General features: G+C 71.9%; 19 protein-coding genes. 11 read left to right on the top strand and 8 right to left on the bottom strand.

The features are described 5' to 3' along the window. Nucleotides 1–80: 80 nt before the first annotated feature. From ACWC94_RS38925 to ACWC94_RS38915, 3 genes are read right to left on the bottom strand one after another with little or no spacing between them, the layout of a single operon-like run. The gene (locus ACWC94_RS38925; RefSeq protein WP_450802075.1) at nucleotides 81–419 is read right to left on the bottom strand and encodes a DUF3817 domain-containing protein; all 339 of its coding nucleotides are present in this window, start codon (nucleotides 417–419) and stop codon (nucleotides 81–83) included. A 43-nt stretch (nucleotides 420–462) separates the two neighbouring features. Beyond that, nucleotides 463–969, bottom strand: a complete 507-nt coding sequence (locus tag ACWC94_RS38920; protein WP_450802074.1) for a MarR family winged helix-turn-helix transcriptional regulator — start codon at nucleotides 967–969, stop codon at nucleotides 463–465. An 11-nt stretch (nucleotides 970–980) separates the two neighbouring features. Beyond that, nucleotides 981–2,222: an MFS transporter gene (locus tag ACWC94_RS38915; RefSeq protein WP_450802072.1), complete on the bottom strand. Its 1,242-nt coding sequence runs from the start codon at nucleotides 2,220–2,222 to the stop codon at nucleotides 981–983. A 74-nt stretch (nucleotides 2,223–2,296) separates the two neighbouring features. On the opposite strand from ACWC94_RS38915, the gene ACWC94_RS38910 reads away from it, so the two are divergent. Next, nucleotides 2,297–3,331, top strand: a complete 1,035-nt coding sequence (locus ACWC94_RS38910; RefSeq protein WP_450802071.1) for a DUF5937 family protein — start codon at nucleotides 2,297–2,299, stop codon at nucleotides 3,329–3,331. Here the strand turns inward: ACWC94_RS38910 and ACWC94_RS38905 are convergent. Continuing rightward, nucleotides 3,291–3,581, bottom strand: a complete 291-nt coding sequence (locus ACWC94_RS38905; protein WP_450802069.1) for an MTH1187 family thiamine-binding protein — start codon at nucleotides 3,579–3,581, stop codon at nucleotides 3,291–3,293. The genes ACWC94_RS38910 and ACWC94_RS38905 overlap by 41 nt on opposite strands. After that, the gene (locus tag ACWC94_RS38900) at nucleotides 3,578–3,928 is read right to left on the bottom strand and encodes a DUF3817 domain-containing protein (RefSeq protein WP_450802068.1); all 351 of its coding nucleotides are present in this window, start codon (nucleotides 3,926–3,928) and stop codon (nucleotides 3,578–3,580) included. Before ACWC94_RS38900 ends, ACWC94_RS38905 begins: the two co-directional genes overlap by 4 nt. A 181-nt stretch (nucleotides 3,929–4,109) precedes the next feature. Here ACWC94_RS38900 and ACWC94_RS38895 point away from each other — a divergent pair, with 181 nt between their 5' ends. The 4 genes from ACWC94_RS38895 (at nucleotide 4,110) to ACWC94_RS38880 (ending at nucleotide 6,779) form a co-directional block, all read left to right on the top strand. Continuing rightward, a complete protein-coding gene (locus tag ACWC94_RS38895; protein WP_450802123.1) occupies nucleotides 4,110–4,742 on the top strand; it encodes an AIM24 family protein in 633 nt (210 codons plus the stop codon). Nucleotides 4,743–4,744: 2 nt separating this feature from the next. Next, a complete protein-coding gene (locus ACWC94_RS38890; RefSeq protein ID WP_450802066.1) occupies nucleotides 4,745–5,395 on the top strand; it encodes an AIM24 family protein in 651 nt (216 codons plus the stop codon). Nucleotides 5,396–5,448: 53 nt separating this feature from the next. After that, complete coding sequence (locus ACWC94_RS38885; protein WP_450802121.1) at nucleotides 5,449–6,210, top strand: AIM24 family protein; 762 nt, start codon at nucleotides 5,449–5,451, stop codon at nucleotides 6,208–6,210. Nucleotides 6,211–6,302: 92 nt separating this feature from the next. Continuing rightward, nucleotides 6,303–6,779: a MarR family winged helix-turn-helix transcriptional regulator gene (locus tag ACWC94_RS38880; protein WP_031171854.1), complete on the top strand. Its 477-nt coding sequence runs from the start codon at nucleotides 6,303–6,305 to the stop codon at nucleotides 6,777–6,779. Nucleotides 6,780–6,885: 106 nt separating this feature from the next. Here the strand turns inward: ACWC94_RS38880 and ACWC94_RS38875 are convergent, their stop codons facing one another. From ACWC94_RS38875 to ACWC94_RS38865, 3 genes are all read right to left on the bottom strand, one after another. Continuing rightward, nucleotides 6,886–8,076 carry an MFS transporter gene (locus tag ACWC94_RS38875; protein ID WP_450802120.1) on the bottom strand — a complete coding sequence of 397 codons (1,191 nt, stop codon included), beginning with the start codon at nucleotides 8,074–8,076 and terminating at the stop codon, nucleotides 6,886–6,888. Nucleotides 8,077–8,385: 309 nt separating this feature from the next. Continuing rightward, nucleotides 8,386–9,342 (bottom strand): methylmalonyl Co-A mutase-associated GTPase MeaB, encoded by a 957-nt coding sequence (meaB, locus tag ACWC94_RS38870; protein ID WP_450802064.1) that lies wholly within the window; start codon nucleotides 9,340–9,342, stop codon nucleotides 8,386–8,388. A 51-nt stretch (nucleotides 9,343–9,393) separates the two neighbouring features. Further along, nucleotides 9,394–10,593 (bottom strand): acetyl-CoA C-acetyltransferase, encoded by a 1,200-nt coding sequence (locus ACWC94_RS38865; protein ID WP_450802062.1) that lies wholly within the window; start codon nucleotides 10,591–10,593, stop codon nucleotides 9,394–9,396. Nucleotides 10,594–10,742: 149 nt separating this feature from the next. Here ACWC94_RS38865 and mce point away from each other — a divergent pair, with 149 nt between their 5' ends. From mce to ACWC94_RS38835, 6 genes are all read left to right on the top strand, one after another. Next, the gene (gene mce / locus ACWC94_RS38860) at nucleotides 10,743–11,183 is read left to right on the top strand and encodes a methylmalonyl-CoA epimerase (RefSeq protein WP_450802060.1); all 441 of its coding nucleotides are present in this window, start codon (nucleotides 10,743–10,745) and stop codon (nucleotides 11,181–11,183) included. Between the two features lie 205 nt (nucleotides 11,184–11,388). Continuing rightward, nucleotides 11,389–15,336, top strand: coding sequence for a polarized growth protein Scy (scy, locus tag ACWC94_RS38855; protein ID WP_450802059.1), 3,948 nt, complete (start codon nucleotides 11,389–11,391; stop codon nucleotides 15,334–15,336). A gap of 183 nt (nucleotides 15,337–15,519) precedes the next feature. Next, nucleotides 15,520–16,455 carry a cellulose-binding protein gene (locus ACWC94_RS38850; protein WP_450802057.1) on the top strand — a complete coding sequence of 312 codons (936 nt, stop codon included), beginning with the start codon at nucleotides 15,520–15,522 and terminating at the stop codon, nucleotides 16,453–16,455. Between the two features lie 128 nt (nucleotides 16,456–16,583). Beyond that, nucleotides 16,584–17,543: an ABC transporter ATP-binding protein gene (locus ACWC94_RS38845; RefSeq protein WP_450802055.1), complete on the top strand. Its 960-nt coding sequence runs from the start codon at nucleotides 16,584–16,586 to the stop codon at nucleotides 17,541–17,543. Continuing rightward, nucleotides 17,540–18,313 carry an ABC transporter permease gene (locus ACWC94_RS38840; protein ID WP_450802053.1) on the top strand — a complete coding sequence of 258 codons (774 nt, stop codon included), beginning with the start codon at nucleotides 17,540–17,542 and terminating at the stop codon, nucleotides 18,311–18,313. The genes ACWC94_RS38845 and ACWC94_RS38840 overlap by 4 nt, the downstream gene beginning before the upstream one ends. Nucleotides 18,314–18,444: 131 nt before the next feature. Then, nucleotides 18,445–19,551: ABC transporter ATP-binding protein (locus tag ACWC94_RS38835; RefSeq protein WP_450802052.1), on the top strand; the 1,107-nt coding region annotated here is incomplete at its 3' end.

Below are 19,551 nucleotides of genomic sequence, written 5' to 3'. Positions count from 1 at the left end.
TTGGACGTCCTAGTAAATGTCGATGGCTGACCGCCGCACGACGCTCGTACGGCGGTGGAGTCCGGTCCCCGCGGGGAGCCTCAGGCCTTGGCGACGGCCGGGGCCGGGTCGGCGACCCGGGCCTCCAGCTCGCGGCTGACCTTCCGCTCGACGAAGAAGGCGGCGGTGGGGATGGTCCCCGCGAGCAGCACCCACAGCTGCTTGGCGGCGGGCCACTTCGCCTTCGAACCCAGATCGAACGCGAAGATCAGGTAGACGACGTACAGCCAGCCGTGGGCGATGCCGATGAAAGTGGTGAACTTGTCGGCACCGTCGATGTGCAGCCCGTACTTGGCGATCACGCCCAGGGTCAGCAGGACCAGCAGCACACCGGTGACGTAGGCCATGGCGCGGTAGCGGGTCAGCACGCTCTTCTTCATGCAGTCGAGCGTAACCACCCGTTCCGGGAGATCTTGCCCGGGGTCACTCCTCGAAGTCGTGTGCCGCGACCCGCAGCGGACGGAGCAGCGCGAAGATCTCCGCGCACTCCTCCGCGTCGTACGCCCCGAGGCCGAAGTCCATCGCCATCAGGTCGCGGGTGGCCGCGTCGACCACCTCGCGGCCCTTGTCGGTGATGACGGCGAGGGTGCCGCGTCCGTCGTTGGGATTGGGCCGCTTGGCCACCAGCCCGGACTTCACCAGCCGGTCGACGGTGTTCGTGACCGACGTCGGATGCACCATCAGCCGCTCGCCGATCTTGGACATGGGCAGCTCACCGGCCTTGGAGAAGGTGAGCAGCACCAGCGCCTCGTACCGCGCGAACGTCAGTCCGTACGGCTTGACCACCGCGTCCACCTCGGCGAGCAGGATCTGCTGGGCCCGCATGATCGAGGTGATCGCGGCCATGGACGGCACGTTTCCCCAGCGCTGCTTCCAGAGCTCGTCGGCACGGGCGATGGGGTCGAAGGGGAGGCTGAGAGGCTTCGGCACGTCATCAGACCCTACCGGCCGGTCATATGCCGGGCAGCCCCGTCTCGGCTTTCGGTCGCCCGGACCGTCGCGGCCAGCCCGCAGCAGCACAGGACGCCCGCCGCACCGGCTCCCGCCACCGTCGTCCGCACGCCCGCCACCTGCGCCGCCACCCCGGCCAGCGCCATGCCGACGCCCTGGACGGTCATCAGTCCGGCGCTCAGCACGGTCATGGCCCGCCCGCGCAGCTCCTGCGGCACGGCCCGGACGAACCACTGGTCCAGACCCAGGCTGTACGCCGAGCCGGCCCCGGACAGCAGCAGGAGCAGCAGCGAGGCGCTGAGCCCGGGGCGCAGGGCGTATGCGACGTACGGCAGCAGGGTCAGACACAGGAGGGGGAGGGCGACGCGTTCGCGGGCCACGGGTCCGAGCCTGGCCCCGGCGAACAGTTCGCCGGCCACCGTGCCGACGGGCAGGGCGCACATCAGCAGCCCGAGGCCCGCCGAGCCGCTGCCCAGCTCGTCCGCGTACGGCGCCGCCAGCGCCTCGGGGACGACCGCGAACGCCGCCGGGGTCCAGGACAGGAGCAGCAGGACGCGCACCCGGCGGTCGGCGAAGAGCGGGCGCGGACCCGGCTTCGGGGTGTCCGTGCGTCGGCGTGCGCGGGCGGGGCGGTGCCGGGTGCCGTAGCGCAGCAGCAGGGCGGAGGCGAGGAACGTGCCGACGGTGATCAGCAGGGCGTGGCGCGGGCTGACGGCGGTGAGGAGCAGACCGCCGAGGCCGTAGCCGACGAGCAGGGCACTCTGGGCGACGATCCGCAGCAGGGAGCGGCCGAGCACGAACAGGTCGCCGTCGCCGAGGAAGTCGGCCAGCGTGGCCATGCGGGTGCCGGAGAGCACCGGCGAGACGACGGCCGGCGCGCAGCGCAGCGCGAGGAGCAGGCCGACGCCGGTGCCCGGGACGGTCATCAGGGCCACGCAGCCGGCGCACACCAGGTCGCAGGTGACGAGTACACGCCGGGCCGGGAAGCGGTCGGCGACGGGTGCGAGGAGGGTGCCGCCGACGGCGTACGGCAGGAAGCCCAGCGCGAAGGTGAGCGCGCTGAGCAGGGGCGAGCGGGTGAGGTCGTAGACGAGGACCGACAGCGCGATCTCGCTGGTGATCACGCCGAGCATGGACAGCACGTGGGCGGTGAAGACGGCCCGGAACTCGGGCACGGCGAAGACACGGCCGTAGCCGGCGGGTGCCGGGGCGGCCTGCGGTGGTGCGGACATGCCGGGAGCGTGCCCGGCGACGGTCCGGCGGGCGTAGAGTTTCGGCTCCAGCCGAATCTTCCCCGAGGTGGCCCGTGCCCTCCCGTCTGCACTTCGGCGACGACGACTTCCTGCGCTGCCGGTTCGCGCTCTCCCCGCTGTGGGAGACCCAGGAGGCGGTACGCACCCTCAACCGGCCCGACCGGCACGCCTATCAGGCACCCTGGCTGCGCCGGATCAGGGACGCGGCGGCCGGACTCGACCTGGCTCCGCTGTGGCTGCTGATGCCCCGGCGCGGCCACTCACCGGACTGGCTCGGCGCACCGCCGATCGGACCGGCCGCCACCTTCGAGGAGGAGATCGCGGCCGTCCGGGCGTCCGACCCGCAGGCGGCCCGCGAGGACACCGCCCATGCGCTGGCCTGCACCCCGGGCGCGCTCGAGTCGCCCCGGGGCCGGGCCTGGCTCGCGGACCCGGCACGGATGATCCGGGAGCTGGCGGACGCCATGGAGGAGGCCTGGCGGGCCCTGATCGCGCCGGACTGGCCCCGGCTGCGGGCGCTGCTGGAGGCGGACGTGGCCTTCCACTCGCGGCGGCTGGCCGAGGTGGGGCTCGGCACCCTGCTGCCGGAACTGGACAGCCGGCTGTCCTGGGACGGCCGTACGCTGACGCTCGCGCTGCACACCGAGCACACCCGCGACCTCGACGGCCGGGGCCTGGTCCTGATGCCGAGCGTGTTCTCGTGGCCCGACGTGGTCACCGGTTTCGAAGCACCGTGGCAGCCCACCGTGGTCTATCCGGCGCGCGGTATCGCAGGCCTGTGGACCGAGCCGGACGCCGGTACCCCGGACGCGCTGGTACGGCTGCTGGGCCGCAACAGGGCGGCGGTCCTGTCCGCGCTGGACGAACCGGCGACCACCTCGGCGCTGGCGCACCGGCTGCGGCTGGCCCCGTCGTCGGTGTCGTCCCATCTGACCGTGCTGCGCGACGCGGGCCTGCTGACGGCGCGCCGCTACGGCCACCAGGTGCTGTACGAGCGGACACCGCTGGGCATGGCACTCACCGCGTCACCGGCCACGCCCTCGACGCCTAGGCCAGATACCGCTCCACCGTCTCCACCTTGGAGGTGAGCCCGTCGGTCACCCCGGGACGGATGTCGGCCTTGAGGACGAGCGAGACGCGCGGCGCCCGCGCCTCCACGGCGGCGACCGCCCGCTTGACGACGTCCATGACCTCGTCCCACTCCCCCTCGACGGACGTGAACATCGCGTCGGTGCGGTGGGGCAGGCCCGACTCGCGGACCACCCGGACGGCGTCGGCGACGTACTCCCCCACGTCTTCGCCGACGCCGAGCGGCGTCACGGAGAAGGCGACGATCACGCGTTCACGATTCCTTCCTTGCGGGCGCGGGCGGCGATGACGGCGTCCTCGGCCTCGCGGCGCAGCGCGCGCTCGATGATGAAGCCGCCGCCGGGAACGACCGAGTACGCGAAGTAGAGAGCGGCCTTGCCCTTGGCCCACTTGGTCCGGTTCCAGGCGTCCGCCCAGAAGATCACGTAGAGCACGAACAGCACGCCGTGGATCGGGCCCAGCACCGGCGCCACGTCGAAGCCGCTGTCGACCGTGTACTTGATGACGGTGCAGGCCGCGAGGATGATCCAGGAAATGCCCTCCGGCACGGAGATCAGTCGGAGGCGGCGGATGGCGGAGGCTGTCTTGAGGTCCACGGGTCACCTTCGGTGGGAGAGTCGCTGACGGCGCGATCGCTTCGTGATCCGCCTTGTGAACGGAAGCACAAACGTCCCGCCATTGTGGCAAACGACGCCCGTAGGGGTGCGCTCAGGGTCGCTGTCCACCCACAGGCCCTGTTCCGTCCACCCGTGCCGCCGCTACTTTCGCTGCGTGGCGATGTTCCGACTGCAGGGAAGCAAGGTGCTCGCCGTCGACATGACCGGGGACGCCGTGAAGGCGAAGAACGGCTCGATGGTCGCGTACGACGGGCAGATGAGCTTCAAGAAGCTGAGCGGTGGCGGGGAGGGGCTGCGCGGCATGGTGACGCGGCGGCTCACCGGCGAGCAGATGACGGTGATGGAGGTGAAAGGGCACGGCACGTGCTGGTTCGCGGACCGGGCCTCGGAGATCAACCTGGTCGGCCTCCAGGGCGACAAGCTGTACGTGGAGTCCAGCAATCTGCTCGCGACCGACGCGGGGCTCAGAACGGGCACGACGTTCACCGGGCTGCGCGGCGCCTCGCAGGGCAACGGGCTGTTCACGACCACGGTCGAGGGGCACGGGCAGGCGGCCATCATGTCCGACGGGCCGGCGGTGGTGCTCCGGGTCGCCCCGCAGTACCCGCTGATCGTCGACCCGGGCGCCTATATCGCCCATCAGGGCAGCGTCCGGCAGTCCTTCCAGTCCGGCGTGACGTTCCGCACGTTCCTCGGTGAGGGCGGCGGCGAGGCCTTCCAGATCCGCTTCGAGGGCGACGGACTGGTGTATGTGCAGCCGAGCGAACGGAACACGATCGCGGGGGATCTGTAGCCATGGCGTTCCGGGAGATCAACTCCAAGATGGTCGAGGCGACCGTGCTGCCCGGGCAGCGGCTGTTCAGCCAGCGCGGCGCGATGCTCGCCTACCGGGGGGACGTGTCCTTCACGCCGAACCTGCAGGGCGGCCAGGGCGGGCTGATGTCGATGGTCGGGCGCCGGGTGACGGGCGAGGCGACCCCGCTGATGACCGTCGAGGGCAGCGGCACCGTCTTCTTCGGGCACGGCGGCCACCACGTGCATGTCATCCACCTCACCGGCGACACCCTCTACGTGGAGGCCGACCGCCTGCTCGCCTTCGAGGGCACCCTCCGGCAGGGGACGATGTTCATGGGCTCCCAGGGCGGGGTGATGGGCCTGGTCCGGGGGCAGGTCACCGGGCAGGGCCTGTTCACCACGACCCTGCAGGGCCGGGGTTCGGTCGCCGTGATGGCGCACGGCGGCGTCTTCGAGATCCCGGTCACACCTCAGCGCCCGGTCCATGTCGACCCGCAGGCCTACGTCGCCCACCACGGCGAGGTCCGCAACAGGCTGTCCGCCGCGCTCGGCTGGCGCGAGATGGTGGGCCGCGGCTCCGGCGAGGCCTTCCAGCTGGAGCTGAGCGGCAACGGCACGGTCTACGTCCAGGCCTCGGAGGAAAAGCTGTGAGCGCGCACGGAGCCCTGCACGGCACCCCCGGCGGCCCGGTGGTGCACGACCCGATGACGCTGCCCGCCGACGACAACGTGAACAACTACACGTTCTGCGTCGAGCTCAAGGGCGGGGAGTGGTTCCTGCAGAAGGGGAAGATGATCGCCTACTACGGGGCGATCGAGTTCAACGGCATCGGACACGGGCGACTCGACCGACTTGTCCGTACCTCGTTCCATTCGCCACTGCACGCGAGCGACTGGGTCGTGGCGGCGGGCTCCGGCAAGATGCTGCTGGCCGACCGGGCCTTCGACGTCAACTCCTACGACCTGGACGACGGGAACTTGACCATTCGCGCGGGCAACCTGCTCGCTTTTCAGCCAAGTCTCGCGCTCAAGCAATCGATCGTGCCGGGTTTTCTGACCCTTATCGGAACCGGAAAGTTTGTGGCGGCATCTAACGGTCCGGTGGTGTTCATGGAACCTCCGATCCGGGTCGACCCGCAGGCGCTCGTCGGGTGGGCCGACTGCCCGTCACCGTGCCACCACTACGACCACGGGTATCTGGCGGGTGTACTGGGCGGACTACGTGCGATGACGGGCCTCGGCGGGGCATCCGGGGAGGAGCACCAGTTCGAGTTCGTGGGCGCCGGGACGGTCCTGCTGCAGTCCACGGAGACCCTCATGGGCGAGGCGGCGACAGGGGTCGTCCCGTCCGAACCAGGGGTCCCCGGGGGTGGCGCAGCGGCACCGGGCGGACACGGTCCGCAACCCTCGGGCGCACCGCGCCTTCCCGGACAGCTGGGGGACCTCCAGCGTCGCTTCGGGCTGTGAGCGGTAGTCTGCGGAGTGTGACGTCGAACGCGTGCGCACTGTCACACCACCCGAAGTAGTTCGTCATTCAACTTCTTAGGTAGACTTCATTCATGGAGACCGAGACGGCCACGCGCTGGCTGACCGATGCGGAGCAGTGCGCCTGGCGCACCCACCTGGAGGTCAACAGGCTGTTGACGTACCAGCTGGAGAAGGATCTGCAGCCGTTCGGCCTGACGATGAACGACTACGAGATCCTCGTCAATCTGTCCGAGTCGGACGACGTACGGATGCGGATGAGCGACCTCGCCTCCGCGACCCTGCAGTCCAAGAGCCGACTGTCGCACCAGATCACGCGGATGGAGAACGCGAACCTGGTACGCCGCGAGAACTGCGAGTCCGACCGGCGGGGGCTGTACGCCGTACTGACCGAGCACGGCATGGAGACGATGAAGAAGGTGGCGCCGCACCACGTGGCGTCCGTGCGGCGGCACTTCATCGACCTGCTGTCGCCCGAGGCGCTGATAGAGCTGGACAAGGCACTCAAACCGATCGCGGAGCATCTGCGCGGTCAACGCGGACGTCCGTAGCCGCGGGCACCCGGCGCCCGTGAGCCGACGGCAGGCGGAGTTCCCGCACACCTCCGCCCGCCGTCGTCCCCGCCGAGCCGTACGAACCGACGGCCGACGCGGGCCGTCACAGCAGGGGTGCGGGGTCTTCCGTCCCTCTCGTGCGAGCCGCGCCCCGGGTGACGGCCACCGCCGTCAGGAGCATCACCGCACCGGTCACCGCGAAGCACGGTCCCGGTGGCAGCCATCCGACCAGCACCCCGGCGACCGCGGCACCCGCCGTACCGCCCGCGTTGAGGGCCGTGTTGACCCAGGCACCGGCCCGGACCCGGGCCTCGGGCGGCGCGGCCTCGTCGGCGATGAGGTACGCGGTGGTGATCAGCGGGGACACGAAGAGCCCGCCGGCCGCCACCGCCAGGGCGAGCGTGCCCACCCCGTGTACCAGCCCGGCGGCACACAGCACCAGCCCCAGCCCGGCCGCCTGCAGGGACAGGCGTGCCCCGGTGGTGGCCCGCCAGGAGACGGCCCCGTTGAGCAGCCCGCCGACGGCGCTTCCGGCGGACAGGGCGGCGAGCACCCAGCCCGCGCCGCCTTCGCTGCCGTGCCCCTCGGCGAACGCCACCACCAGCAGCTCGACCACGCCCAGCGCGAGGCCGACCCCGGCGGCGGCGACCACCGGCCGTCCGAGCCCGCGCGGCACCCGCCGCCCGGCCGGGTCCCGGTCCGGCGTACGCCCGCCGGCCGGCACCGCGCGCACCGCGGGAGATGACACGAACCCCGCCGTCCCCGCCGCCATCAGCACCGCCCCGGCGAGGACACCGGCCGCCGGCGGAGCGAACGCGACGAGCACCCCGACCAGCAGCGGACCCGACACGAACAGCAGTTCCTCGGCGACGGCGTCGAGGCTGTAGGCGCGCTGCAGCAGCGCCCGGTCCGGGGCGAGGCGCCCCCACACCGCCCGCATCGTCGGCCCGAGCGGCGGAGTACAGGCCCCGGCGGCGGCCGTCACCGCACCGAGGGCGAGCGGCGGAACCGCGCCCGGGCGCCAGACGGTCACCGTGAGCAGCCCGAGCAGCGCGATGTGGGCCCCGGCCATCGGGACGAGCGCACGCCGCGGGCCGTGGCGGTCGATGAGCGCCGCCCGGGCGGGCGACAGGAAGACACTGGTGGCGGAGAACAGCGCCATGACGGTGCCCGCCGTCGCGTACGACCCGGACGCCCGGGTCACGGCGAGCGTCAGGGACAGCGGGACGACGCCGTACGACAGCCTGGCGAGCAGGGCGGCGGCGACGGTGCGGCGCGCATGCGGGATGCGCAGGACGGCGGCGTACGAGGGCCTGCCGTCACCGTCCGGTCGTCCGCCCGACGTACGGGCGGGGCGGCGGGTGCGGGCGAGCGCGCGGGCCAGGCGTCGGACGGCAGGCGGGAAGGCGACGGCAGGCCCATGGGGCCGCGAAGGGTGCGTGGACACGCTGGAGTTCCCTGGAGTTCCTCTGAGGGAGGCGGAAGAGGGGACGCCGAAGGACGCGGTGGCCGTGTGGTCGGCCCCGCGGTCCGGTGTGCGCTCTACGCCATGAAGAGGAACATGCCGGTCAACGTAGCAGCGTGATCGGCACAGCGGCGCCCCTCAGCCCTGCGTCAGGCCCGCGACCAGCTCGTCCGCCGCGCGGTACGGGTCCAGTTCGCCCGCCACGATGCGCTCCGCGAGCGCGCTGAGGCGTCGGTCGCCGTGCAGGTCGCCGATGCGTTCGCGCAGCGCGGTGACGGCGATGGTCTCCACCTCGCGGGCCGCCCGCGCCCTGCGGCGCTCGGCGAGCACGCCGCGCTCCTCCATCCACGCGCGGTGCTTCTCCAGGGCTTCGACGACCTCGTCGACGCCCTCGGCACGGGCCGCGACCGTCTTCACGATCGGCGGGCGCCAGTCGCCGGGGCCGCGGGACTCGCCGAGGCCGAGCATGTGGTTCAGCTCCCGGGCGGTGGCGTCGGCGCCGTCCCGGTCCGCCTTGTTGACGACGTACACGTCGCCGATCTCCAGGATGCCCGCCTTCGCCGCCTGGATGCCGTCGCCCATGCCGGGGGCCAGGAGCACCACGCTCGTGTCCGCCTGGGAGGCGATCTCGACCTCCGACTGGCCGACGCCGACGGTCTCGACCAGGACCACGTCGCAGCCGGCCGCGTCGAGGACGCGGATCGCCTGGGGGGCCGCCCAGGCGAGGCCGCCCAGATGGCCCCGGGTGGCCATGGAGCGGATGTAGACGCCGGGGTCGGAGGCGTGGTCCGACATGCGGACCCGGTCGCCGAGCAGGGCCCCGCCGGAGAAGGGGGACGACGGGTCGACGGCCAGGACGCCCACCCGTTTGCCCTGTTTGCGGTACGCCGTGACGAGCGCGGAGGTGGAGGTCGACTTGCCGACGCCCGGGGAGCCCGTCAGGCCCACCACATAGGCGTTGCCGGTCAGCGGGGCCAGCGCCGCCATGACCTCCCTGAGCTGCGGGGACGCCCCCTCCACCAAGGAGATCAGCCGGGCCACGGCGCGCGGCCGGCCTGCCCTGGCCTGGGCCACCAGAGAGGAGACGTCCTGCATCAAACAGCTCCGTTCACTTCAGCGACGTACCGTCAGCGTCGTACAGGGAATTCAGGCCTTCGGTACCCGCACGATGAGCGCGTCACCCTGGCCGCCGCCACCGCACAGCGCGGCCGCGCCGACACCGCCGCCGCGGCGCTTGAGCTCGAGGGCCAAGTGGAGCACGAGCCGGGCGCCGGACATGCCGATCGGGTGACCCAGGGCGATCGCACCACCGTTCACGTTCACCTTTTCGGTGGACACGCCGAGGTCCTTCATCGACTGCACGGCGACGGCGGCGAAGGCCTCGTTGATCTCGATGAGGTCGAGGTCGGAGACCTGCAGGCCCTCCTTCTTCAGGGCGTGCTGGATGGCGTTGGACGGCTGGGACTGCAGGGAGTTGTCCGGTCCCGCCACATTGCCGTGCGCGCCGATCTCGGCGAGCCAGTCGAGGCCCAGCTCCTCGGCCTTGGCCTTGCTCATCACGACCACGGCCGCCGCACCGTCCGAGATCTGTGAGGAGGAGCCCGCGGTGATCGTGCCCTCGCGGGAGAAGGCCGGGCGGAGCTTCGCCAGCGACTCGGCCGTGGTGTCGCCGCGGATGCCCTCGTCCTTGCTGAACAGCACCGGGTCGCCCTTGCGCTGCGGGATCTCCACCGGGGTGATCTCGGCCTCGAACAGGCCGTTCTTCTGCGCGGCGGCGGCCCGCTGGTGGGACAGGGCGGCGATCTCGTCCTGCTCGGGGCGGGCGATGCCCAGGCGGGTGTTGTGCTTCTCGGTGGACTCGCCCATGGCGATGCCCTCGAAGGAGTCGGTCAGACCGTCGTACGCCATCGCGTCGAGCATCTGGACCGCGCCGTACTTGAAGCCGTCGCGGGACTTCGGCAGCAGGTGCGGGGCGTTGGTCATGGACTCCTGGCCGCCGGCCACCACGATGTCGAACTCGCCGGCGCGGATCAGCTGGTCGGCGAGCGCGATGGCGTCCAGGCCGGACAGACACACCTTGTTGATGGTGAGCGCGGGGACGTTCATCGGGATGCCGGCCTTGACGGCCGCCTGGCGGGCCGGGATCTGGCCCGCGCCGGCCTGCAGCACCTGGCCCATGATCACGTACTGCACCTGGTCGCCGCCGATCCCCGCACGGTCGAGGGCGGCCTTGATCGCGAAGCCGCCCAGGTCGGCCCCGGAGAAGGACTTGAGGGAGCCCAGGAGTCGTCCCATGGGCGTGCGCGCGCCGGCGACGATCACCGAGCTGGTCGTTCCAGAAGGCATGAGCTGCGATCCCCTTACCGGCCTGCACAGCCGAGGAGTGAACGAGGGTTTACTTCGAATGTACTGAGTGGCACTCCGTGCCGTCACCGGCCTGTCAGTGTGATCGCTCGCACGTTGCGTAACCACCGTCGTGGCGCTGCACTGAATCCATGCTGACGCGAATCGACCACATCGGGATCGCCTGCCACGACCTCGACGCGACCGTCGAGTTCTACCGGGCCACGTACGGCTTCGAGGTGTTCCACACCGAGGTCAACGAGGAGCAGGGCGTGCGCGAGGCCATGCTCAAGATCAACGAGACGTCGGACGGCGGCGCCTCCTACCTGCAGCTGCTGGAGCCGACCCGCGAGGACTCGGCGGTCGGCAAGTGGCTGGCCAAGAACGGGGAGGGCGTCCACCACATCGCCTTCGGCACGGCGGACGTGGACGGCGACTCCGAGGCGATCCGGGAGAAGGGCGTCCGCGTGCTCTACGACCAGCCCCGGCGGGGCTCCATGGGCTCGCGGATCACCTTCCTGCACCCCAAGGATTGCCACGGTGTCCTCACAGAACTGGTCACTTCGGCCCCGGTTGAGTCCCCTGAGCACTGACTCCCGTACATAAGGGCCGGTAGGGTTGGGGGCGGTCGTCCCTCGAACCGGGACGACCGCATGCCGGGGTCCGGGTTTCGGGGGACGAGCGTCGGGGCAGCAGCCCGTGCTCCGCCGTTGATCTGACACCATTCCCCGGGGGCCCCGTTCGGCGGAGGACGAGGCTCGTTGGAGAAGCTGACCAGGGGACGGATGGGACCGCGCAGTGCGGGGCTACGAGAGCCAGGAGCGAGAGCCGGCGGCTGACGTCGACCACCTCTCTCGGTTCGAGGCCGAGATGAAGCGGCTGAGGACCGAGCGGGAAAAGGCGATCCAGCACGCCGAGGACCTCGGCTACCAGGTCGAGGTGCTGCGCGCCAAGCTGCACGAGGCGCGCCGCACCCTGATGACCAGGCCCGCCTTCGACGGCGGTGACATCGGCTATCAGGCCGAACAGTTGCTCCGCAACGCCCAGATGCAGGCTGACCAGCTGCGTCAGGACGCCGAGCGGGAGCTGAGCCAGGCCCGCGCGCAGACCCAGCGCATCCTGCAGGAGCACGCCGAGCAGGCCGCCCGGCTCCAGGCGGAGCTGCACCAGGAGGCGGTGACCCGGCGCCAGCAGCTCGACCAGGAGCTGGCCGAGCGCCGCGCCACCGTCGAGTCGCACGTCAACGAGAACGTGGCCTGGGCGGAGCAGCTGCGCGCCCGCACCGAGCAGCAGGCCCGCCGGCTGCTGGACGAGTCCCGCGCCGAGGCCGAGCAGGCGATGGCCGCCGCCCGCGCGGAGGCCGAGCGGCTGACCCGGGAGGCCCGGGAGCGGCTGCAGAGCGACGCCGAGGCGGCCCGCGCGGAGGCCGAGCAGCTCCTGCGCCGCGCCCGCGCCGACGCCGAACGCCTGCTGAACGCCGCCTCCACCCAGGCGCAGGAGGCCACCGACCACGCCGAGCAGCTGCGCACCACCACCGTCACCGAGTCGGACGCCGCGCGCCGGCAGGCCGCCGAGCTGACCCGGGCCGCCGAGGAGCGGATGACGGCGGCCGAGGAGGCGCTGCGCAAGGCGCAGACCGAGGCCGAGAAGCTGCAGACGGAGGCGAAGGAGGCCGCCGCCAAGGCACTCGCGAGCGCCGAGGCCGCGGGCGAGGCCCGCACGCGCACCGCGAAGGAGCAGGTCGCCCGGCTGGTCGAGGAGGCCACCAAGGAGGCCGAGAACACCCGGTCCGAGGCCGAGCAGCTGGTCGCCGACGCCCGCGCCGAGGCCGAGAAGATCCTCGCCGAGGCCGCCGAGAAGGCCCGTACGGTCACCGCCGAGGAGAGCGCGACCCAGCTGTCCAAGGCCGCCAAGACCGCCGAGGACGTCCTCAACAAGGCGTCGGAGGAGGCCAGGACCACCACCAAGGCCGCCGCCGAGGAGGCCGAGCGGATCCGCACGGAGGCCGAGGCCGAGGCGGACCGGCTGCGCGCCGAGGCGCACGACATCGCCGAGCAGCTCAAGGGCGCGGCGAAGGACGACACCAAGGAGTACCGCGCCAAGACGGTCGAGCTGCAGGAGGAGGCCCGCCGGCTGCGCGGCGAGGCCGAGCAGCTGCGCGCCGACGCGGTCGCCGAGGGCGAATCGATCCGTGCGGAGGCCCGCCGGGAGGCTGTCGCGCAGATCGAGGAGGCGGCCAGGTCCGCCGAGGAGCTGCTCGCCAAGGCCAAGGCGGACGCCGACGAGCTGCGGAAGACCGCGACCGGCGACAGCGAGAAGGTCCGCACCGAGGCCATCGAGCGGGCCACCGGCCTGCGCCGGCAGGCCGAGGAGACCCTGGACCGGGCCCGCAAGGAGGCCGAGCGGCTGCGCGCCGAGGCCGACGAGCAGGTCGAGACCCTCCGGACGGACGCCGAGACCGCCGCGCGCGAGCTGCGCGAGGAGACCGAGCGGATCATCGAGGCCCGCCGCACCGAGGCCGCCGAGGAGCTGACCCGCCTCCAGACGGAGGCGCAGGAGCGGCTCGCGTCCGCCGAGCAGGCGCTGACCGACGCCCGCGAGGAAGCCGCCCGGATCCGCCGCGAGGCCGCCGAGGAGGCCGAGCGGCTGCGCACGGAGTCGGCCGAGCGGATCCGTGCGCTCCAGCAGCAGGCCGAGGCCGAGGCCGAACGGCTGCGCACCGAGGCCGCGTCCGACGCGTCCGCCTCCCGCGCCGAGGGCGAGGCCGTCGCCGTACGGCTGCGTTCCGAGGCCGCCGCCGAGGCCGAGCGGCTCAAGGCGGAGGCCCAGGACACCGCGGACCGGGTGCGCGCGGAGGCGCAGGCCGCCGCCGAGCGGCTCGGCACCGAGGCCTCCGAGACCCTGGCCGCCGCCCAGGAGGAGGCCGCCCGGCGCCGCCGTGAGGCCGAGGAGACCCTCGGCGCGGCCCGCGCGGAGGCCGACGAGGAGCGCCGGCGCGCCCGTGAGCAGAGCGAGGAACTGCTGGCCTCCGCCCGCAAGCGGGTCGAGGAGGCGCAGGCCGAGGCGATCCGGCTGGTGGAGGAGGCCGACCGGCGCGCCACCGAGATGGTCTCCGCCGCCGAGCAGCACGCCCAGCAGGTACGGGACTCCGTCGCCGGGCTGCACGAGCAGGCGCAGGAGGAGATCACCGGGCTGCGCTCGGCCGCCGAGCACGCGGCGGACCGTACGAAGCGGGAGGCCGAGGAGGAGGCGGACCGGCTCCGCGCCGACGCCTACGCCGAGCGGGAGCGGGCCGGCGAGGACGCCAGTCGTGTCCGCCGCCAGGCGAACGAGGAGGCGGAGGCCGCCAAGGCGCTGGCCGAGCGTACGGTCGCGGAGGCGATGGCGGAGGCCGAGCGGCTGCGCTCGGACGCGTCCGACTACGCCCAGCGGGTGCGCACCGAGGCGTCGGACGCGCTCGCCGAGGCGGACCAGGCGGCGGCGCGCACCCGCGCGGACGCCCGCGAGGACGCCAACCGGATCCGGTCGGACGCGGCGACCCAGGCGGACACCCTCATCACCGAGGCCCGCAACGAGGCCGAGCTGCTCCAGACCGAGACGGTCGCGGAGGCCGACCGGGTGCGCACGGAGGCACTGGCCGAGGCGGACCGGCTGCAGACGGAGACCGTGGCCGAGGCCGAGCGGCTGCGCGCCGAGGCACTGGCCGAGGCGGACCGGGTGCGCGCGGAGGCGTTGGCGAACGCCGAGCAGCTCGTCGGGGAGGCCACCGACGACGCCGAGCGGCTGCGCGCCGAGGCCGCCGAGACCGTCGGCTCCGCGCAGGCGCACGCCGAGCGGGTGCGGGCGGAGGCCGAACAGCTCAAGGCGGACGCGGAGGAAACGGCCGAGCGGCTGGTCACCTCCGCCCGCGAGGAGGCCGAGCGGACCCTGGACGAGGCCCGCAAGGACGCCAACAAGCGGCGCTCGGAGGCGGCCGAGCAGGTCGACACGCTGATCACCGAGACCACGGCCGAGGCGGACAAGCTGCTCACCGAGGCGCAGGCGCAGGCGCTGAAGGCCACCGCGGACGCGGAGGCGCAGGCCGACACGATGGTCGGCGCGGCCCGCAGCGAGGCGGAGCGGATCGTCGCCGAGGCCACCGTCGAGGGCAACGCCCGGGTGGAGAAGGCCCGTACGGACGCCGACGAACTGCTGGTCGGTGCCCGCCGGGACGCCACCGCGATCCGGGAGCGCGCCGAGGAGCTGCGCGAGCGGATCACCACCGAGATCGAGGAGCTGCACGAGCGGGCCCGGCGCGAGGCCGCCGAGACGATGAAGTCCACCGGCGACCGCTGCGACGCGCTCATCCAGGCCGCCGAGGAGCAGCTGGCCAAGGCTGAGGCGAAGGCCAAGGAGCTGGTCTCGGACGCCGGCTCCGAGGCGGGCAAGGTACGTATCGCCGCCGTCAAGAAGGCGGAGGGGCTGCTGAAGGAGGCCGAGCAGAAGAAGGCCAGCCTCATCAAGGAGGCCGAGGAGCTGAAGGCCGAGGCGATCCGCGAGGCGCGGCGCACGGTCGAGGAGGGCAAGCGCGAGCTGGAGATCCTGGTGCGCCGCCGCGAGGACATCAACGCCGAGATCTCCCGGGTCCAGGACGTCCTGGAGGCGCTCGAGTCCTTCGAGGCGCCGTCGTCCGGCAAGGAGGGCGGAGTCAAGGCCGGTGCGACGATCGGCGCCCCCCGATCGGGTGGCAAATCGTCAGACGGCTAGCGCAAGAGGTGGGTTCCGGTGTCTTCTGGGGGCTTTGCCCGACTCATTGGCAAGGCCTCTGACAGTCAGCCACCCAAAAGAGGTGTCATTCTCCAGATCAAACACGTATCCGCTCGATGACACACCGCTTCGGCCCCTAGGATTCCCCCTATCACCTCACCGGTCTCATTGGACAGGAACCCCATGAGCGACACTTCCCCCTACGGCTTCGAGCTTGTGCGGCGTGGGTACGACCGCGCTCAGGTGGACGAACGTATCTCCAAGCTCGTCTCCGACCGTGACAGCGCTCTCTCCCGCATCACCGCCCTGGAGAAGCGCATCGAGGAGCTGCACCTCGAAACGCAGAACGCCCAGGCACAGGTCACCGACGCCGAGCCGTCGTACGCGGGTCTCGGCGCGCGGGTCGAGAAGATCCTGCGGCTGGCCGAGGAAGAGGCCAAGGAGCTGCGTGAGGAGGCCCGGCGGGCGGCCGAACAGCACCGCGACCTCGCCGAGTCGGCGGCCCAGCAGGTCCGCAACGACGCCGAGTCCTACGCCGCGGAGCGCAAGAACAAGGCCGAGGACGAGGGCGTCCGGATCGTCGAGAAGGCCAAGGCCGACGCGTCCCAGCTGCGTGCCGAGGCGCAGAAGGACGCGCAGTCCAAGCGCGAGGAGGCGGACGCCCTCTTCGAGGAGACCCGCGCCAAGGCCGCGCAGGCCGCCGCCGACTTCGAGACGAACCTCGCCAAGCGCCGCGAGCAGTCCGAGCGCGACCTGGCCTCGCGTCAGCAGAAGGCCGAGAAGCGGCTGGCGGAGATCGAGCACCGCGCCGAGCAGCTGCGCCTGGAGGCGGAGAAGCTGCGCACGGACGCCGAGCGCCGCGCCCGCCAGACGGTGGAGACGGCCCAGCGCCAGGCGGAGGACATCGTGGCCGACGCCAACGCCAAGGCGGACCGGATCCGTTCGGAGTCCGAGCGTGAGCTCGCCGCGCTGACCAACCGCCGCGACTCGATCAACGCCCAGCTGACGAACGTGCGGGAGATGCTGGCGACGCTGACGGGTGCGGCGGTCGCTGCCGCGGGTACGCCTGGCGACGACGAGCCCATTTCTCGTGGGGTGCCGGCGCAGCAGTCCCGGTAACGGCGGGCCGTGGGGAAGCTGCGGGTCCGCTGTGGCTGATCGCGCAGTTCCCCGCGCCCCTCTGGGTCGCTTTCGAAGCCCCCTGCCTTCAAGTGGCAGGGGGCTTCGTCCCGTTTTAGCGTGGCCGCATGATCGAGTTGGTGGGGCTGACCAAGCGGTACGGCGAGAAGGTGGCGGTCGACGGGCTCACCTTCTCGGTCAGACCCGGCATGGTGACGGGGTTCCTCGGGCCCAACGGGGCCGGCAAGTCCACGACCATGCGGATGATCCTCGGGCTCGATCACCCCACCGCCGGGGACGTCCGCATCGACGGCAGGCGCTATCAGCAGTTGAAGGACCCGCTGACGTACATCGGGGCGCTGCTGGACGCCAAGGCCGTGCACGGCGGGCGCAACGCCTACAACCACCTGCTCTGCCTCGCGCAGAGCAACGGGATCCCCGGGCGCCGGGTGGCCCAGGTGCTGGACACCGTCGGGCTCACCGCCGTGGCGCGGAAGAAGGCCAAGGGGTTCTCACTGGGTATGGGCCAGCGGCTGGGGATCGCCGCGGCACTGCTCGGGGATCCGCGCATCCTGATGTTCGACGAGCCGGTCAACGGGCTGGACCCGGAGGGCATCCACTGGATCCGGACCCTGATGAAATCGCTGGCGGCGCAGGGCCGGACGGTGTTCGTGTCGAGCCATCTGATGAGCGAGATGGCGCTGACCGCCGACCATCTCGTGGTCATCGGGCAGGGACGGCTGCTCGCCGACACCTCCATGGCCGACTTCATCCGGCAGAACTCCCGGTCGTACGTGCGCATCCGGTCGCCGCAGCGCGAGCGGATGCTCGATGTGCTGCACGAGGACGGGATCACCGTCGTGGAGACGGGCGCGGGCGCGCTCGAAGTGGAGGGCGACAAGGGCGAGCGGATCGGGGAGCTGGCGGCGCGGTACGGGATCGTGCTGCATGAGCTGAGTCCGCAGCAGGCCTCGCTGGAGGAGGCGTTCATGCAGCTGACGGCCGAGGCGGTGGAGTATCACGCGCACGCCGACCCAAAGCCCGTCCCGCAGGGGTGGGGCGCCGACTGGAAAGGGGCCCGGGGATGACGGCCGTGCAGGTGATCCGCTCCGAATGGACCAAGATCCGGTCGGTGGCGTCCACGGTGTGGACACTGTCGCTGGCCGTGGTGGTCACCATCGCCCTCGGCGCGCTCATCTCCGGACTGACGCGGAGCCAGTTCGACTCGATGCCGGCGCGGCAACGGCTGTCGTTCGATCCGACCTCCGTGTCCTTCGCGGGCATGACCCTCGGCCAGCTCGCTCTGATCGTGTTCGGCGTGCTGGTCGTCTCGAACGAGTACAGCACCGGCATGATCCGGGTCTCGCTGGCCGCCGTACCGCGGCGCGCCACCTTCCTGTTCAGCAAGATCGCGGTGGCCGCCGCGCTCGCGCTGGCGGTCGGCCTGGTCACGAGCTTCGCCGCGTTCTTCCTCGGCCAGGCGATGCTCGGCTCCCACCGGGTGGGGCTCGGTGACCCGGGTGTGCTGCGCGCGGTGCTCGGCGGCGGGCTGTACATGGCGCTGATCGCGATGTTCTCCATGGGCGTCGCCGTGATGCTGCGCTCGCCGATGCTGTCCCTGGGGATCCTGATGCCGTTCTTCTTCCTGATCTCCAACGTCCTCGGCAACGTGGACGCCACGAAGAAGATCGGCCAGTTCCTGCCGGACCAGGCGGGCAGCCGGATCCTGCGGGTGGTGCCGAGGGTCGGCGACGAGGCTCCGTACGGACCCTGGGGCGGGCTCGGGATCATGGCACTGTGGGTGATCGCCGCGCTCGTGGGCGGGTACGTCCTCCTCAGGCACAGAGACGCTCAGTAGGTGCCACACTTACCCAGCGTAATGCTCTGACTTTGCTTTCTTTTGAGCGGAACCGTCAGCCGCTCGATATCCTCCTAACCCTTACGGGGGCGTGTGCCCCGCTGTCCTGAACCTTTCGATGGGTGCGGAGCATGATCGAGGCTGTCGGCCTGACCAAGCGCTACGGCGACAAGACCGCCGTGTACAACCTTTCCTTCCAGGTGCGGCCGGGAGCCGTCACCGGCTTCCTCGGGCCGAACGGCTCGGGCAAGTCCACGACGATGCGGATGATCCTCGGGCTGGACAACCCGACGTCCGGATCGGTGACGATCGGCGGCCACCCGTACCGGAAGCTGCCCAACGCCCCCCGCCAGGTCGGCGCGCTGCTCGACGCCAAGGCCGTGCACGGTGGCCGGTCCGCCCGCAACCACCTGCTGAGCCTCGCCCAGCTGTCCGGCATTCCCGCCCGGCGCGTGGACGAGGTGCTCGGCGTGGTCGGCCTGCAGGACGTGGCGAAAAAGCGATCCAAGGGCTTCTCCCTCGGCATGGGCCAGCGCCTCGGCATCGCCGCCGCGCTGCTCGGCGACCCCCAGGTGCTGCTGTTCGACGAGCCGGTCAACGGCCTCGACCCCGAGGGCATCCTCTGGGTCCGCAACCTGATGAAGGCCCTCGCCGCGGAGGGCCGTACGGTCTTCGTCTCCTCGCACCTGATGAGCGAGATGGCGCTGACCGCCGACCACCTCATCGTCATCGGGCGCGGCCAGCTGCTCGCCGACATGAGTGTGAAGGACTTCATCTCGGCCAACTCCGCCGACTTCGCGCGGGTGCGCACCCCCGACACCGAGCCCCAGCTGCGCGAGAAGCTCGGCACCGCGCTCGCCGAGGCGGGCGGCCATGTGCTGCCCGAGCAGGACGGCGCGCTGCGCGTGACCGGGCTGCCGCTGCCCCGGATCAGCGACCTCGCGCACGAGGCGGGCGTACGGCTGTGGGAGCTGTCGCCGCACCAGGCCTCGCTGGAGGAGGCGTACATGCGGATGACGCAGGGCGCAGTCGACTACCGCTCGACCATCGACCAGAAGGCGGGCCTGCAGCAGCAGCTGCCGCCCGGCGCCCAGCCGCCCATGCCGGTGCCCGGCCAGGGCCAGCCCGGCTGGTACGCCCCGCCGTCCATCTCGGTGTCGCTCATGGTGCCCACGTGGGCCTGGTTCATGGCGGCCAGGTCCGACTCGCTGACGCGGAACGGCATGATCTCCACGTCG

Source organism: Streptomyces sp. NPDC001135, from assembly GCF_053598395.1.
The sequence above is the reverse complement of the archived record's forward strand: the minus strand, read 5'-3'. Positions and strand labels throughout refer to the sequence as shown.